The following is a 15,764-nucleotide window of genomic DNA, read 5'->3' as shown; positions in this document are numbered from 1 at the left end:
GGCCGTGCGGCTGATTGGGGCCTCCGGCAAGGATTGACCACGCCCCCAGCGTGGTACCCGATCAATGCCCCGGCAACACCACGCCAGCCCGAGCCTGCCGCGCGGATCTAGCCGACCGTCAACCGCATGTCGTAGTTCGGCACGTTCTGCCCCCGGATCCGGTTCTGGTCGTTCGCCCGCTCCACCTCGAAGCCGAACCGCTCGAACGCGGGCCGGGCCGTTCGGCTCGCGTGAGTGCGAAGCTCGGACAGCCCCAGCTCGCGAGCCTTGGCGACAACCGCCTCGACGAGCGCCCGCGCGACACCCCGGCCGCCGGCGTCCGGATGCACGAAGAGCATGTCGAGCAGTCCGTCGCCGGTGACGTCACTGAACCCCACGACCCGCCCGCCGACGACCGCGACGAAGGTATGAGCAGCCGAACGGCGTTCGTTCCACTCCGCCAGATCCACCGACTCCGGCGCCCACGCGGCGATCTGCTCCGCCGAGTAGTCCTTCGACGCGGTGTCACGAATCGCCCGGAAGTACGCCTCCCAGGTCGCCTCGGCATCGCCGGATTCGTAGGACCGCACGCTGATGCTCATAGACCCGCACGATACTCATGACTTCGCTGAGATCCCCTCGCATTTCCAGGCGAACGCCTTTCTACTGCGTATCCCTCTCCCCGTGCTGATCGGGCGAGTATCGGCAAGGTCAGGTCGCTGATCAATCAAACTCGAGCAGGACAGCTTCACCGACGCTGAATGCGCGCAACCACAGAACGCTCACCCGCCGTCGTCAGGCGGTGCTGCGCGGTTGTCCAGAAGTCCGAGCCGGATCGCTTCGGCGGCGAGCTGGACGCGGGTCCGCACGCCGAGCTTCTCGAAGATGTGGGTGACGTGAACGCTGGCAGTCTTCGGGCTCATGTAGAGCATCGCGCCGATTTCGCGATTCGTCCGCCCGGCCGCGACCAGCGTCAGCACCTGACGTTCACGTTCGGTCAACGATGGGTGCGTGCTGGTGGTGTCCGCGCGGTGCTCGGTCGCGGAGTCGTCGAGATGAATCCGGGCAATCTTCGCCAGCTTCAGAATCTGGCCGAGCAGCGGTACCGCGCCGAGTTGCTCGGCGATCCGTCGCGCCGCTTGGAGTTCGCCGGTCGCCCTGCCTCGGCTGCCAGGGTGCCCGCGGTCAATCAGCAGCGCCTCGGCTGCCCGCAGTCGTGCTTGCGCCTCCCAGTACGGCCGGCCGAGTGACACCCACTCCTGGGCGGCGGTGAGCCACGGAATCGGGTCGGGAGTGCCGCGGATCCGGGACCGTTCTCCGTCGACGATCGCGGCCAGCGCTGCGGCCTCGACCCCGAACACGGCGCGCGGAAGCAGTGTCACGAGTCGATCGAAGCCTTCGGGTGACTGCGACGCGACCGCCGCTTCGAGGCCGATCCGTAGCAGCCCTCCCGACACCAATTCGTCGTCGGTGTCGTGGCTGAGTTCGGCGGCGTCCAGTGCAAGGGCCAGGGCCTCGTGAGGACGCTGCTGCAGCAGACGCAGCTCGGCAGCGATGGTTGCATAGTCGCGCTTCATCATGGGCTGGTCGTCGACCGCGTACTGCTCTTGCCCCTGCATCAGTTCGACGGCCTTCGGCAGGTTCCCACGCTCCATGTGGATCAGCGCGAGCTCGGCGTTCTTGACGCCGGTCCGGAGGGCAACCGGCCTCTGTCGTCCCTGTGCAGCGCCTCATCCCACCGGCCGGCGAGACGGAGCTCGCACACGGCATTGTTTTCGATGACGCCCTCGACCCAATGCTCGTTGACCATCAGGCTCCGGAGCTCGGGCTGGATCATCTCGGCGACCGCCAGGACGTTGTCGGTATCGCCGTGCACGCCGTACGCGTAAGTCAGCTGCATTGCTGCCATGGCCAGATCTTCCGGCTCGGCGAGGTCGCGAGCGATCGTCAGCGCGGCCTGCGCCTCGTCGACTGCGTCGTCGAACCGGCCCTCGCTCACGGCGACCCAGCTCAGCGTCGCCCGGGCCTGTCCAATCGTCCGGATGTCACCCGCTCGGGTCGCGTACTCCAACGCCAGCCGGGCGGCCTCAGTGACCTCGGTCTGGCGGCCGTAAGCATTCACCGCCACCGCGTGCGCGATGCAGACCTGTCCGAGCGCTCGGTCGTCGCCGGCCGGCACCAGACGCTGAGCTCGCTCGAGGTCCGCCAGCGCGCCGGCGAGGTCATCGGTCAGCGCACGCAATCTCCCCCGCATCAGCAAGGCCTCAAGCAAGCCCAACTCGGCGCCGGTCTCGTCCACCGTGGCCTCGAGCAAGGCGAGAGCCTCGGCGTGCCGGCCGGCGCCGCCCAGCAGCGAGGCCGCCCGCTCGGCGAGCACTAGGCGATGCGTCGCCAGGTCATCGGCCAAGTCCGAGGGACTCCAGAGCGACGAAGCCACGGAGAACCAGTGGCCGGCCTCCGCGAACGCGCACTCCTTCTCGGCGGCACGAGCGGCCTTCAAAGCCCAACCGAACGCCGCATCTCGCTCGCCGGCACGATGGTACTGCTCAGCGACCTCGGCGATCACCGATGCGGAGGCATCGCTGCGAACACGGCCGGCCAAATGCTGTGCGAGTCGTGCGTGCAGGTCGCGGCGTTCCGGAGACAGCAGCTGGTCGTAGGCGACCTCGGCGATCACCGGGTGCCGCGCGGCGCAGCCGACCGCCGGGTCGCGGATCACCAGACCGGAATCACAGGCCTCTCGTACGGCGTCGGCGGCACCGCTCACCACCGCCAGCAGGTCATCGTCGTCGAGAGCGCGAGCCAGCGTTCCGGTGGCCGCGACAATCACCCGAGCCGGCGGCGAGAGTACTTGCAGACGCGCGAGCAACAGTTGACGCAACGAAGCCGGCACCGTCAAGTCGCCGCGGGCCAGTTCGGCGTTGAGATAGGGATTGCCCGCGCTGCGTTGGTGGATGGCAGCGACCATGTCCGCCGTACAGCCGGGTCGAAGACCGCTCACCTGCTCCGACGTCTCCCGAGTTGTCAGTCGGCGCAGCGGCAAGTCGATCACGGCCGGACAGCGCAGCAGTTCCGCCAGCCAGGTCAGGCGGTCGGGATGAGCCGCCTCGTCCCGCCACGTCAGCAGGACCAGCAGCCGCCGGTCGGGCAGGTTACGGGTCACATGGGCGAGGAAATCGAGCGTGGACCAATCCGCCCAGTGAATGTCCTCGACCAGCAGGATCGTGCCTTGCGCCGAGTCGCTGTCGAGCACGCCCGTGAGGGTCTGCATCGACCAGGCTCGGGCCGCGGCTGCCGACGGGAACTGGCCGGATGCCGCAGGTTGGCTCAGCGCAGCAGTCACCGTGGTGCCGAGGCCGCTGTAGGCGGTCGCACCGGACATCGGCGCGCAGGCGCCGCGAAAGATCCGCACGCCGCTGCCGGAGTATTCGTCGAGAACTGACTGGACGAGCACCGTCTTCCCAATGCCCGCCTCACCCCGAACCACCGCGGCCGCCGAGTGCTCCGGCAGATCCGCGATCGATCCTCGCAATACCGCAGCCTCGGCCTCGCGTCCGACCACCAAGCCGGCCATGCCCCCATCATGCGCCCCGATCGAGTGCGGTCATAGTGCGACTACGCCGCAATTGCCAGGCCCGGCGAACGGGCGTCGGCATCCTCACCGCACCTAAGGCACAGCCGCAGTGACATAAGGCGAACGGCGGCCTCTTCGAGCGCGAATACCCGATGCCGACGGCACTCCTCGTCCCGGACAGTCATTGGCAGGTCCAACCCACGAAGGAGTGACATCCAATGACCACCAGAACCATCACCAGAATCGCCGCCATCGCCGCAACCATCGGCATCGCCGGCCTCCCGCTGACCCTCAGCTCGCCGGCCAGCGCCATCAACAAACACGAGTCCGGCGGGAAGGTCTCCGCAGGACCGGTGCCCTCGCCCCAACACCAGGACGGCGATCTTGACCTGGTGCAGATCGGCGCAGGGACCGTCGGCGGGATCGCCGTGACCGGAGCCGCATTTGCCGCAACCGCTCGGCTGCGCGGCCACAAGCCGTTCAGTACTTCGCCCAGCGTGAAGACCCCGATCGTGCGCTGACGGCGGAGTCCACCCAGCCTCGGCCGCGACGCGGGCGGCGGCCGGAACCGCGCAAGAAGTCCGCGAACTGGATTCAGCGGGGAGAGGGCGGGAGGTCCTCGGACATCACTCGGTCTCGCCGCAGAGAGCAATGCGGTGCTCGGCCAGGACGGCGAATTCGGCCCCGATCGGCTCCCAGGGCGGACTGCCGAGGCAGAATTGCCCCGTGAAGAAGCCCCAGACCGACCCCGTGATCGCGCGCAACCGCAAGGCTGCCCACGACTACCACCTGGGCGAGTCCTGGGAGGCGGGGATCGTGCTGCAGGGGCCGGAGGTGAAGGCACTCCGTGCCGGCCGGGCGTCCCTGGTCGGTGGCTTCGGTTCTGTCGAGGACCGGGAGATCTGGTTGCACGGCGTGCACATTCCGCAGTACACGCAGGCCCGCTGGTTCAACGACGGCTCACGCCGCAAGCGGAAGTTGCTGCTGCACCGGGCCCAGATCGACAAGATCGAGCGCAAGGTCAACGAGAGCGGGCTGACGATCGTCCCGGTGCTGCTCTACTTCAAGGACGGTCGCGCGAAGGTCGAGATCGCGCTGGCCCGCGGCAAGAAGACCTGGGACAAGCGGCAGACGCTCGCCGAGCGCGAGGCGACCCGGGAAGCCGAACGCGCGGTCAGCCGCCGGCTGAAGGGTCGCTCGGACTGATCCCCGGCGTCACCGCTGGTCGGCGTACTCGTCGGAGTGCCGCATCCAGCTCATCGTCGGATCCTGCGGCCGGTCCGCGGGGAGTCCTCCACGCCCGGCGGTCAACCCCTGGATCTCAACCCAGCGTGTCCATCAGCGCGGCGACATAGGCATCCAGCCGCTCCTCCACCACCCGCGTCGTCAGCTCCGTCCTCCCTGCCTCACGCCATGGCTGCGACACCACCTGAACTTCTTCCGAGGACGCCAGCGCATCCCGCACCTGCCAATACAGCCGCTCGCTCTTCGCCGCGGCCAGAACCCCGCCGGCCTCCTCGTACGCCGCAGCAAACCGCAGACCCCACCTCGGCCCGTGCAGCAGCGCAAGACTAACGGCGCAGTGCGCCACATCAAGATCCGCCGGACCCCAGGACGCCGCCGCCCAGTCGACAACCCCGGTGATACGCACACCTGCCGACCCTGAAGAGGACACGTCGAACAACACGTTGCCAGGCTGGAAATCCCGATGCAGGAACCGCCCCTCGTACGCCGGCGCCGGCGTCCGGATCACATCAATCGCCGCACCCCAGACCGCCGTGTCCGCACCCCGCGGCACCACGACCGTGTCAGCAGTCGTCAAGGCAACATATTCGCGAGGCCGCTCAACAGGCCGCACCGCGTGGATCGCCACGAGCTGACGAGCCAGCGCAGGGACGCGTGCCTCCAACCCCTCGTCCCCGAGAACCGTCCGGCCCGCCAGATGCGTCATCAGCAGCGACGGATACTCACAATGCACCCCGGTCGCATCAACCGCGACCAACCCAGGAGCCGGTACGCCGGTCCCCGCGAGCAGGCTCAGCGCACCGGCCTCCCTGCTCAGCCAATCCTCGGCCCACTCCACGTCGACGAAGCTCCGCAGTACCAGCTGACGGGTGCTCCCGTCCCGCGCGCCGAGGGTCAGCCTCCGCATCTCGGCCGTGATGCCGCCATGCAGCACTTCAGTCCCGACGATCCGTTCGCCAACCGCCAGGTGCCGGTTCACCCAAGCCAGCGTCAACGGCCGGACCGCCATCGCCTCATCGTGGTACGTCACCGTGCCACCACATCATCCAAACGGCGGCCTTCGCGAAGGAGTTTCTCACTGGTGAGAACGCTGATTGCCGGTGCTGTCGGGCGGGCCGAGGTCTTCCCGTGGGTCGGGAAGGAGGGCGGTGAGTTCCTCGTCCAGGAGTCGCCGGATCTCCTCGGCCGGGAATTCTCGCGGGTACATCGCCGCGTGCAAGGTGAGTCCGTCGACGAACGTGTGCAGACGCGCGGACTGCCGGTCGAGACGAGGATCCCCGAGCGGATCGCCGATGCGTTCCGGAGCCGGTTGACCGCAGGCGTACGCGACCGCCAGCCGGCAGATGTGCCGTTCGCCAGGAAATCCCGATGCCTGCAGTTCGGCGAGTGCGTCGTCGTAGCGCGAGCGCATCATGCAGGCCAGCCATACGTCGACGTCCACCCGCCGGTCGGCGTCCAACGGCAGAAGTTCCTCGAGCATCAGCCGGGCCCGGTCGCGGCCGGGTATGTCGCCGTCGAGATGTGCGGTGATGCGGGCAGCGACTTTGTCGGCCATCGCCTTCGCCGCGAACAGAAGCAGACCCCGCTGGCTGTCGAAGTAATGTCGCAGCCCGCCTACCGAGACGCCGGCCTCGTCCGCGACCTTGCGCACCGTCACACCCTCGATGCCGTCGCGGCTGATGACGTCCCACACCACGCGGGCCAGCTCTTCGCGGCGCTGCGCGTGATCGACGATTTTCGGCACGCACCGGTTATAGCACGCGCGTACGGTCTCTTATACAGTACGCGCATGCTAAATAAAGGTGGTGCGACGACGGCGCGCGCTGCGAGCACGATCGTGCTCTTCGGCGGACTGCTGTCGATCCTCGGATCGGCACTGTGGTTCGTGCTGACCGGCTCCACCGACGTCCGGTACTCGGCGGACACCGACGACACCATCCCGATGTGGTTGCGTTGGATTCCAGTCCTCGCCGGCCTTACGTTGGCGCGACTGATGCCGGGTCCCGCCATCGCGACCGCACCGACCCAGCGCCGACCCCGACTCGAGGCGGGAGTCCTTCTGGGCTCAGCCGTGCTCTTCGCAGTGACGCTGCGACTGATCGGTGGTGGCGAGCCGGCTCACACCCTGTTGAAGCTCCTACTTTTGCTGGCTGTCCCCCTTGCGATGTTCTTCATCCTGCGGCGCAAGGGCACCGCCTGGCAGCCGGAGCGCGCGGTACTGGACGGGTGGCGACGGTGGGCTCCCGTGGTACCGGTGAGCATCTGGGCCCTGCTCAGTTACGCGGGTCCGTGGGCGATGCCGTTCAGCGACTTCGCCTCCACCGTGAGCATGACCACGCTCGTCCTCGTCGTCGTCACCGTGTTCCTCGTCAACAGCGTGATCGAGGAGCTCTTCTACCGGCGCTGGCTGCAGTCGAGGTGGGAGTCGATTCTCGGCCGGTGGCCGGCAATCGTGCTCGCGTCCCTGCTCTGGGCAGCCTGGCACGTCGCCATCCAGCGCACTGGCGACCTGCCGGTCGACCTCGCGTCGACCTTCGTCAACCAGGGCGTCCTCGGACTGCTGCTCGGGTACCTCTGGAGCAAGTACCGCGTGATGTGGCCGATCCTCGTCATCCACGGCGCCGTCAACGCGGCACGCATCCTGCTGCCCCTGCTGTGACCGCCCTCAAAGGCACGCTTGACTTCAGCGATACACACGCTCACTCAGCCATCTTGCGTTGACCGCCGGAAGAAAGGCGGAGTCCGTCCATCAGCAGGTTCAGCAGCCGAGCCGCCATCGCTGCATGCGCGGGCTTGCCTGCCACTGTGAAGATCCCGATGAGAGCGGCCGCGATGTCCTCGACGGCGACGTCGGCGCGGAGTTCCCCGCTCGTACGGCCGGCTTCGAGAATGCCATCGATGGCCCCGAGCAACTCGGTCCGGGTATCGGCATGCGCGATCTCGCCCGCTTCGATCATCGCGAGAAGCGTGTCGACACGTTGGCGACCACGAGCCGGGCGGTCCAGTTCACGTCGTTCCGCGGGCCTGATGCCCTGAGCGTCCGCGTACCGCGATCTCTAGGAGAGGCCCGACCACTTACTGTTGGCCCGTGGCGAGACGCGAAGTCAAGCTCCTGTTGCTGGATGAAGACGACCGCCTGCTCCACTTGTCCGAGTACGAAGCCCGCAACATCTCGGGCTTCCGCTGATGGCAAGCCTCCGAGCTGGCCGAAGCGACCGAGACGATCTTCCCTCCCCGGCTCGGCCACCTACTGACAGACCTGCTGACGCACGACGTGCCAGCCAAGCTCGTCGACATCACCGAGCTAACCCCAGCGGGGGCCGCCGACCATCGTCGCGAGGTATCGCAAGTGGTCGATCTTGCCGGGAAGGTCTCGCAACGTCGTACCGATGGCAGCCTCAACCGCCGCCCAGTCCCCCATCCATCGCGCCGCAGCGGCCTCCCCGAGTGAGACCCGGATCTGCTCGCTGAGAACCTGAACCTGATTCCTGGCCACGCTGAGGAACAGATCCGACCCGGCCCAGCCCACGTCGCCGCCGGCAGCGACGTACGCGGTCAGCACTTTCCTGACCTGCTCGGGGTTTCCGTCTCCGAAGATGTACGCGACCCGACCCGCCTCGAGGGCTGCACTGTCGGCCCGGACGCTGTCCCAGTCCACGAGCACGGGCCCCAAGTCGGACATGACGATGTTGTGGATCTTGAAATCGCCATGAGTTGTCACGAGATCCGGGGCGACGTCGCAAAGCTCCGCGATCCGTTCGGTGACCGCAAGGATGTGGGGAAGGCTGTCCCGATACAGGCCCGCCCACGAGGCATGACGATCGCGGGCCTCGGCGAACCAGCCCTCCCAGGTCGCCGGCGCCTGGACCGCTTGCCGCCACCACTGAGGCAAGCCGACCCGGCCGAGTGGCTGCAGCCGATGGACCTGCACCATCGTCGGGCCGAGCCACGCCGAGATGTCTCCACCGGGCTGAGGCGTTCGAACATCGATCCACCGGTGAACCCGAAAGAGCCGGTCTTCGATGCGGGCCAACCATCCCAGGACGGGTTCGACCGGCGTGATCGGCTCCGGCATGTCCACGCCTGCCTCGAGCGCCAGGCGCTCGAACTCCATCGCGACCGCCAGTTGGTCGATCAAGTCGTCGCCGTGGAACTGACCGCCCGTCGTCGGAAAGTACCCCTTGACGAAATACCGTCCGGTCGTGGTGTCGAGCCGCCAGGCATCGGTGTCACCGCGCCTGACGTGCTCGAGGCCGCCCACGGGCACACCCAGATCGAACGCCACCGCGATTTCCTCCGGAGTCGGCGTGTGCAAGGGTCCCTCCGAGGTCAGCGATGAGCGTCGTCAGTGATCAACGGCTACGGCGACGAAGTCGTTCCGGTACCGCATACGATGAAAATCGAGAGCTTCCCGAGTTCTGCAGGGAGCCTGACACCGACGTGTTCGACGGAGCGCGACGCAGGCAGTCGACAGGAGACCGCAGGTGCACGAACTCCCGCCAGGAACGCGTCCGTCGTTGGCTCGCCATGGATGACGAAACAGCCGTCTCCGCTGTCCTCGTCCAGACCCAACTCCAGCGATTCAGGAAGCTCTGCGAGGTGGCAGGCCCGATCGAGCCGCGGTTCGACGGAGCCACAAAACATGTGCTGCTCGCCGACGATCGCGCCTTTCTGTTCCCCCGCAACCACACGATCGTCGCGCAGCTCGAACGCGAATGCGACGTCTACGCAACCGTCGACCACCCGCTCGTCTCAAAGCTGCTCGGCCGCTGGGACGAGCCCGCGATCTCGCCGTACCCGTTCTTCGCCGTCACTCGGCTCCGAGGCTCGGTGCCCGACGACACGTCGCCAGAACACCTGCGAATCCTGGCGGAACAGCTCGGCACAGCGATCGCAGCGTGCCACGACGTCGATGTCGAGCACGTCCCACCGCGCCTGTGGGCCAACGCCTGGTCGGAACCGCCGCCGACCCCACCGACCGCGACCGACTGCTACTCGCCCCTCCGCGAACTGGGCGGCACCGAACGCCTTGCCGAATCGGTCGCACCTTTCCTCGGCCCGGCAGCGCGGAAGACGTTGCTCGAAGCACTCGAAGCTGTCGACGCGATGGACCCGGTCCTTGCCCACGGCGACCTCTACGAAAACCACTTGCTGCTCGACGCATCCGGGACCTTGACCGGAATTCTCGACTGGGGATTCGGAGGTGTGCTGAATCCTCTTGTCGACTTCACCTGCAGCCAGTGGGACAGCGCAAGCTGGGCCGCCGAACGCTCGTACGGCGACCTCCGCCGGCACCTCTGGACGGCGTACGCCGAACATCGCAAGGTGCCGCTGCCGAGTTGGGAGCAGGTCCACCTCGCTCTGACCACGTTCGACATCGCTGCGCTGGCCCCCGAGACGAAGTCCCACTACTACTGGCAGAAGAGCGCCGAGTGGCAAGCCGCTCGACGGGCCGCCGCGCGCGACTGCTTGCTGGCGCAACTCGAGTAGTCGGGCGCGGTGGTGCCTGCGTCGTCCTAGTGCCGGCGGCGGGCGAGGTGGGCGGTGATCTCCGCGTTGAGCTCCACGGTTTCTGGCAGGACCTCGAGGATTCGGCGGAAGACCTGGTCCCGCTCGGCGGGCGGCAGCATCACGTACGCCGAGACCGTCGAGAGCTGTCCGACGTAGTCCTCGGCACTCATCGTCAGACGCCGTTCGATCACCGCCTGCCGCACATCGGTGAACCACTCGGCCTCCAGCAACTCTGTGCCGGGCCATTCCATCGCGCGATCCGCCGGTGGTGTTGCATCAGGCGACGGGACACCGTCGTTCTCCAGGTACGGCGCACGCGCCGCACGCACGGCCTCCTTGAGGGCCGGGTCGGCCAACTGGATCGGCACAGCGAACGAGGCGAACACGCCACCCGGTCGGACGAGCGCGGCCATGCGATCCCACCGGCCCTCAGGTTTGGTCCAGTGCAGCGCGGCCGCCGAATACACCAGCTCGTACGACGAATCCAGCGGCAAGTCCTCGAAAGCGGCTTGCACCGTTGAGACGTTCGCCGGCACGTGCTTGCGCAGCTCCACGAGCATCGCCGCGTCAGGCTCGGTCGCCGTGACCGCGATCCCTCCGTGCGCGAACAAGCGCGTCGCCTTGCCCGTCCCGGCGCCGATTTCGAGGGCGGTCCGAATAGGCACATCGGCGTACGCCATCACCAGCTCGAGCAGTTCCGTGGGATACCCGGGCCGGAAGCGTTCATACGCTTCCGCTACCACCCCGAAGCTCAACGCGCGCGCAACCATGCCGGCATCCTGACACTCATCCACGCTCCGGCGCTTGCCATTTTCCGCCGCCGGAGGGCGCTACCGGACCACATGCCGAGGTCCCCGGACGACGTGCTGACGTCGACGCGACCAGTTGGCGGGCCTCAAGGCGGTTTCGCTGTCACCACTCGGCGACGAGTGGGGTCCCCGGTTCGTGCCGGCGCCAGGTGGTGGTGATACGGGTGAGCCTCGCGGGGGCGGCGATGCCGCGTACTGTTGCGATCTTTCCGTCGGTGATGTCGAACGTCACGACTCCGACGACTCGCTCGTCGACCACGAAGAGGATCGCGGGCCCGCCGTTGACCTCCGCGTAGTGGATCGCGGGAGTGCCGCCGGCGAGGCGGCGTTTCGCGGGGCTGGATTTGAAGCCGCCGCGGACGATCGCCGCGATGCGCTGTGGTGTGTCGTACCGCAGCAGGGTCTCGGTCAGGCCGGCGTGGTCGGAGATCGCGGTGGCGTTGTCGGTGAGAAGCGCCACCAGGCGCTCGGTGCGGCCTGAGGAGGCGGCGGCCAGGAACTCCTCGACGATGCTGCGGGCGGACGCACGATTGACCTGTTGGCCGCGGTGCGATGCGCTGGTGATGCGGTGCCGGGCCCGGTGGAGGTGCTGCTGGCTGGCGGACTCGGTGATGTCGAGGATCTCGGCGACCTCGGCGTGGCTGTAGGAGAAGGCTTCGCGCAGGACGTAGACGGCTCGTTCGACGGGGGCCAGGCGTTCCAGCAGAGTCAGCACGGCCAGCGAGACCGATTCGCGCTGCTCGAACGTCTCGGCCGGGCCGAGCATCGGGTCACCGCCGAGCAACGGTTCGGGCAGCCAATTGCCGGCCGTGCGTTCGCGCCGGTGCTGCGCCGAGCGAAGACGGTCGAGGCACAGGTTGGTGACGACCTTGGTCAGCCAGGCTTCCGGCACCTTGATCTGGTCCCGATCGGTCGCCTGCCAGTGCAGGAACGCGTCCTGTACCGCGTCTTCGGCATCGACCGCCGAACCGAGCAGACGGTAGGCCAGCGAGGCCAGCCGGTTCCGGCTGGCCTCGAAGCGATCGATGGCGATGCTGTCCACGAAAGCTGACTCTAGTGGCCGTCAGGCGATCTCAGCCGGTGTTTCCGGCCTCCGTACGGCGGTCAGCGTGCGCGGCTCGGCGGTGACCCGGTGCTTGCGCTTGGGCATGCCGAAGGTCGGATGCGAGGTGGCCCACAGCGACGCCTTGACGATGCCGGTCTTGATCAACGCGGCGCTGCGTCCGCCGGTGTGCTTCGGTTTCGCGAGTCCTTGGTCGTCGACCATCTGCACGATTCCGTCGCGCCGGCCGAGGCTGATGTGATTGCCGTGGTACAGCAGTTTGGTCTGGCGTACCTCGCGGCCGGTGAGTCGGGCGATGATCGCTTCGATCGCCTGCGTTCCGGTGTAGCCGGCCGAGGCGCACGACATCGGCAGCGGTCGTCCGTTGTCGCCGATGGCGTAGGCGGCGTCGCCGATCGCGTAAATCCCCGAGTGTGACACCGATTGCATGCTGCGATCGACGACGATCCGACCGTCCTCGGTCACGTCCAGCCCGGTCTCGGCGGCGATCGGGTCGACCGCGAACCCGGCCGTCCAGACGGTCGCGTCGGAAGCCACGACGGTTCCGTCGGCGCAAAGCACTCGTTCGGCCTCGACGGCTTCGACGCTGGTGTGTTCGAGCACGGCGACCTTCAGCCGGTCACAGACCCGGCGCAGGTGCTCGCGTGCACCGGTCGAAAGCCTGGCGCCGAGTTCGCCGCGGGCGATCAGTGTGACCGACAGCCCGGGTCGGGACTCGGCGATCTCGGTGGCGCTCTCGATGCCGGTCAGCCCGTCGCCGATGACGACGACGCTCCCGCCTTCGGTTCGCTGGTCCAGCTTGTCCAGGCGTTCGCGCAGGCGCAGTGCGGAGGGGCGGCTGGCGATGTCGAAGGCGTGCTCGGCGGCGCCGGGAAGGCCGCTGGTGCCGCCGCGGCTGCCGAGCGCGTAGACCAGCGTGTCGTATCCGAGCTCGCTGCCACCGTCGGCGTCGGCGACCGTGACGATCCGGCGCTCGGCGTCGACGGTGGTGACGCGGGCCAGCCGCAACTCGATCCCGGTGCCGGCGAAGACGTCGGTGAGCTGCGGATTCTCGATCTTCTGCCCGGCTGCGAGCTGGTGGAGCCGCAGCCGCTGGACGAAGTCCGGCACAGCGTTGACGACGGTGATCTCGGTGTCGGCCCGGGACAGCCGGCGGGCCAGCGTCCCGGCCACGAACGCCCCTGCGTAGCCGGCGCCGAGGACCACGATTCGGTGCTTCATTGGTGCTCCTGTCGGTTCGGTTGCTCTTGTGGGGTTGAGCGGGACAGCGCCCCGATTGCTGACAGGAACGAGATATGGCCTGCGTCACAGCACCAGCCGGGTGATCTGCACCACAGCCTGTCAGGACTCCCGAGGCTGTGGCGTCTTGTGCTCGAGGTCGCTCAGAGGGAAGGAAACGCCGGCCTCTACTACGTCCCCATCCGGCACGAGCTGACCTGAATCGACTCCCAAACCCGCCGCACGTTGCGGTGGGGACCGTTCAGGACCACACACTTCGAGGAGCAAACATGACCCCGCGGGCACCGCTCGCCACCACTTCACGCCCGTCACCATGGCCGCAGACGGCCGGCACAGTAGCCCTCCTCACGGCGATCACCAGCATGTTGCTGATCGCGTTCGCCTGGCCATCGGCACGGTCCTCGCTTCACGACGTGCCAATCGCGGTAGCCGGGCCGACCAGCGCGGCCGGGCAAGTTCGTGCCGCCCTGGACCAGCGCGCGCCGGGTGGTTTCGACATCACCGAGGTCGCCGACACGGCAGCGGCGGAGCAACTCATCCGCGATCGGGAGGTGTACGGCGCGATCGATCTCAGCACCGGCAGTCCGCAAGTGATCGTTGCCTCGGCCGGCAGCACGGCCGTCGCCCAAACACTGCAGAGCATGGCGGCCGGCCTGGCTCAGGCAAGTCAGCCCGCGGCGCCGTCCGGTGTGCGTGACATCGCTGCACTCCCGGCCGACGACCCTCGCGGCGCTGGCCTTTCAGCAGGCGCGATGCCGTTGGTCATGGGCGGGCTGATGGGAGCTGTACTGCTGACCAGACTCGTTCGCGGCAGCGGCCGCCGCGTCACCGGAGCACTCGGTTACTCGATCTGCGGTGGTCTCGCGGTGGCAGCGATCCTGCAGTTCTGGTTCGGGTCACTGAGCGGGAACTATCTGGCCAACGCCGGAGCCGTCGCCAGCACCATCGCGGCGACGTCCCTGACCATTCTCGGGCTGGAATCGCTGCTCGGCTTCGCCGGGATTGGCATCGGTGCCGTCGTGATGATGCTCGTCGGCAATCCGCTCTCGGGGACATCGACCGCACCCGAGATGCTGCCGGGATGGTCCGGCATGCTCGGGCAACTCATGCCTCCCGGCGCCGGCGGCCAACTGCTGCGCTCCACCGCCTTCTTCGAAGGCCGCGGCATCGCCCAAGCCGTTACCGTGCTGGCCGCCTGGGTCGCGCTCGGCGCAGTGCTGTGCCTGATCGGCGGCCTTCGCGCCCGCCGTACCGCGGAACTCAGTTCAACCTTGACCGAAGCGGTCGCAGCCTGACAGCTCGTCGCCTGCCCACGCCGTCCCCTCGGCACGACCGACCTGAAGATCACTCGTCCCGGGGTCCGTTCCTCGGCCGTAGCCGGCTCCTCATGCGGATGTCGACCCAGTCAATGACGTAAGCCGCAACAACGGCCACACCTGCTCGATCCGCTGCCTTCGTCGTGACCTGGCTCTGACGCAAGTGTGATGTCTGCCGCTACCGCTGCGATCCACACGAGAAGGTGCGAGTGAGCCGTTCCTGCACCTTTTCGCACGCCGGAACGCGCCCAGCACGGAGTGATCTCGGCTGCGGTCGTGAGGCGACTACTGCTCGACGTCGCGGCCGGCCGCCGGGCTGCGCGGCGCCGGCCAGCGATCCACTTCACCCCGCACGACTTCCGGCGCCTTTTCGCGACCGAGATGGTCTCCACCGGACTGCCGCGGCACATCGCTACGACATTGCCCGGTGCCGTGATCAGCTGCCAGGCAGCGTCTCGACGTCGCTGGCCGGAGGTCGGCGCGGTGGCGGACCAGGCGCAGCGGGTGGCGGTAGTGGCCGACTTGCAGAGCAGCGTCGGCGGCGACCTCGACGACGAGCTGCGGCTGCACCTTGATTGATCGGGGTCCTGCTGCTGGTCCGTTTCCAGCTTGACCGTCGGGCCGATCATCTCGAGTTCCTTGCCGCGGTAGCGGCCGACGACCAAGATCTCGGGGTGCTGCAGGGAACCGGTGACGGCGCCGATGATCGCTTCGACTGCGTCGCGGTGTACCTTCAACCACTCGCACTGCCCGGGAAGGTACCGGCTGGAGGCGCCTTTGACGACGAGGCCTTCGAAGCCGCTGGCCTTGAACGCTTCCAGCCACTCCTTGGCCTCGTCGACATCGGCGGTGACCGGAGACAGCTGCATCGGCGACGTCCAGCCGTCCGGAAGGCCTCCAGCCCGGTACGGCGGGCGGTCCAGCGCAGCGGTCGCACGTCAACGCTGTCGACGGCGGTGCCCCGGCTGCATCTGCGCGGCGTCGCTGACGTCGACGAGCGCATCATTCAACTGGACCTCGACACGGGT

Annotated in this window: 16 protein-coding genes and 1 pseudogene; 6 read left to right on the top strand and 11 right to left on the bottom strand. The window is 67.8% G+C overall.

Going from position 1 to position 15,764, the window contains the following annotated elements; all coding sequences use genetic code 11:
• Positions 1-107: 107 nt before the first annotated feature.
• The 3 genes from BWI15_RS05675 to BWI15_RS05665 all read right to left on the bottom strand — a co-directional run bounded on the left by BWI15_RS05675 (position 108) and on the right by BWI15_RS05665 (position 3,553).
• Positions 108-581: a GNAT family N-acetyltransferase gene (locus BWI15_RS05675; RefSeq protein WP_077013212.1), complete on the bottom strand. Its 474-nt coding sequence runs from the start codon at positions 579-581 to the stop codon at positions 108-110.
• Positions 582-761: 180 nt separating this feature from the next.
• Positions 762-1,634, bottom strand: a complete 873-nt coding sequence (locus BWI15_RS05670) for a helix-turn-helix transcriptional regulator (RefSeq protein ID WP_077013211.1) — start codon at positions 1,632-1,634, stop codon at positions 762-764.
• A gap of 5 nt (positions 1,635-1,639) precedes the next feature.
• Positions 1,640-3,553: an AAA family ATPase gene (locus BWI15_RS05665; protein WP_077013210.1), complete on the bottom strand. Its 1,914-nt coding sequence runs from the start codon at positions 3,551-3,553 to the stop codon at positions 1,640-1,642.
• A 218-nt stretch (positions 3,554-3,771) separates the two neighbouring features.
• Here BWI15_RS05665 and BWI15_RS05660 point away from each other — a divergent pair, with 218 nt between their 5' ends.
• Both BWI15_RS05660 and smpB read left to right on the top strand, forming a co-directional pair.
• Positions 3,772-4,074, top strand: a complete 303-nt coding sequence (locus BWI15_RS05660) for a hypothetical protein (protein ID WP_077013209.1) — start codon at positions 3,772-3,774, stop codon at positions 4,072-4,074.
• A gap of 205 nt (positions 4,075-4,279) precedes the next feature.
• The gene (gene smpB, locus BWI15_RS05655; protein WP_077013208.1) at positions 4,280-4,759 is read left to right on the top strand and encodes an SsrA-binding protein SmpB; all 480 of its coding nucleotides are present in this window, start codon (positions 4,280-4,282) and stop codon (positions 4,757-4,759) included.
• 115 nt (positions 4,760-4,874) lie between these two features.
• Here smpB and BWI15_RS05650 read toward each other — a convergent pair whose 3' ends face one another.
• Together BWI15_RS05650 and BWI15_RS05645 are read right to left on the bottom strand one after the other, a co-directional pair.
• Positions 4,875-5,828 (bottom strand): phosphotransferase family protein, encoded by a 954-nt coding sequence (locus BWI15_RS05650; RefSeq protein ID WP_077013207.1) that lies wholly within the window; start codon positions 5,826-5,828, stop codon positions 4,875-4,877.
• A 45-nt stretch (positions 5,829-5,873) separates the two neighbouring features.
• Positions 5,874-6,542 (bottom strand): TetR/AcrR family transcriptional regulator, encoded by a 669-nt coding sequence (locus BWI15_RS05645; protein ID WP_077013206.1) that lies wholly within the window; start codon positions 6,540-6,542, stop codon positions 5,874-5,876.
• Here BWI15_RS05645 and BWI15_RS05640 point away from each other — a divergent pair.
• Positions 6,522-7,457 carry a CPBP family intramembrane glutamic endopeptidase gene (locus BWI15_RS05640; protein ID WP_237771140.1) on the top strand — a complete coding sequence of 312 codons (936 nt, stop codon included), beginning with the start codon at positions 6,522-6,524 and terminating at the stop codon, positions 7,455-7,457. The genes BWI15_RS05645 and BWI15_RS05640 overlap by 21 nt on opposite strands.
• 40 nt (positions 7,458-7,497) lie before the next feature.
• On the opposite strand, the gene BWI15_RS05635 is transcribed toward BWI15_RS05640, so the two are convergent.
• Together BWI15_RS05635 and BWI15_RS05630 are read right to left on the bottom strand one after the other, a co-directional pair.
• The gene (locus BWI15_RS05635; RefSeq protein ID WP_330359526.1) at positions 7,498-7,803 is read right to left on the bottom strand and encodes an SbtR family transcriptional regulator; all 306 of its coding nucleotides are present in this window, start codon (positions 7,801-7,803) and stop codon (positions 7,498-7,500) included.
• A gap of 299 nt (positions 7,804-8,102) precedes the next feature.
• The gene (locus BWI15_RS05630) at positions 8,103-9,083 is read right to left on the bottom strand and encodes a phosphotransferase (RefSeq protein WP_077013205.1); all 981 of its coding nucleotides are present in this window, start codon (positions 9,081-9,083) and stop codon (positions 8,103-8,105) included.
• A gap of 314 nt (positions 9,084-9,397) precedes the next feature.
• Between BWI15_RS05630 and BWI15_RS05625 the strand changes: the two genes are divergently transcribed.
• Entirely contained in the window at positions 9,398-10,288 is an 891-nt protein-coding gene (locus tag BWI15_RS05625) for a phosphotransferase family protein (RefSeq protein WP_168197266.1), read from the top strand.
• Between the two features lie 26 nt (positions 10,289-10,314).
• On the opposite strand, the gene BWI15_RS05620 is transcribed toward BWI15_RS05625, so the two are convergent.
• From BWI15_RS05620 to BWI15_RS05610, 3 genes are all read right to left on the bottom strand, one after another.
• On the bottom strand, positions 10,315-11,079 hold the full coding sequence (locus tag BWI15_RS05620) for a class I SAM-dependent methyltransferase (RefSeq protein ID WP_077013203.1): 765 nt from the start codon (positions 11,077-11,079) through the stop codon (positions 10,315-10,317).
• Between the two features lie 142 nt (positions 11,080-11,221).
• A complete protein-coding gene (locus BWI15_RS05615; protein ID WP_077013202.1) occupies positions 11,222-12,160 on the bottom strand; it encodes a sigma-70 family RNA polymerase sigma factor in 939 nt (312 codons plus the stop codon).
• A 21-nt stretch (positions 12,161-12,181) separates the two neighbouring features.
• Complete coding sequence (locus BWI15_RS05610; protein WP_077013201.1) at positions 12,182-13,402, bottom strand: NAD(P)/FAD-dependent oxidoreductase; 1,221 nt, start codon at positions 13,400-13,402, stop codon at positions 12,182-12,184.
• 287 nt (positions 13,403-13,689) lie between these two features.
• On the opposite strand from BWI15_RS05610, the gene BWI15_RS05605 reads away from it, so the two are divergent.
• Both BWI15_RS05605 and BWI15_RS05600 read left to right on the top strand, forming a co-directional pair.
• Positions 13,690-14,715, top strand: coding sequence for a hypothetical protein (locus BWI15_RS05605; RefSeq protein ID WP_077013200.1), 1,026 nt, complete (start codon positions 13,690-13,692; stop codon positions 14,713-14,715).
• A gap of 297 nt (positions 14,716-15,012) precedes the next feature.
• On the top strand, positions 15,013-15,315 hold the full coding sequence (locus tag BWI15_RS05600) for a hypothetical protein (protein WP_143465419.1): 303 nt from the start codon (positions 15,013-15,015) through the stop codon (positions 15,313-15,315).
• A 209-nt stretch (positions 15,316-15,524) separates the two neighbouring features.
• Here BWI15_RS05600 and BWI15_RS40700 read toward each other — a convergent pair.
• A pseudogene (locus BWI15_RS40700) lies at positions 15,525-15,605 on the bottom strand (hypothetical protein); the annotation flags it as partial.
• Positions 15,606-15,764 lie beyond the last annotated feature (159 nt).

It is taken from the genome of Kribbella sp. ALI-6-A, assembly GCF_001984195.1.
Lineage (GTDB): Bacteria > Actinomycetota > Actinomycetes > Propionibacteriales > Kribbellaceae > Kribbella.
This window is presented reverse-complemented; position numbering and strand designations above follow the sequence as displayed.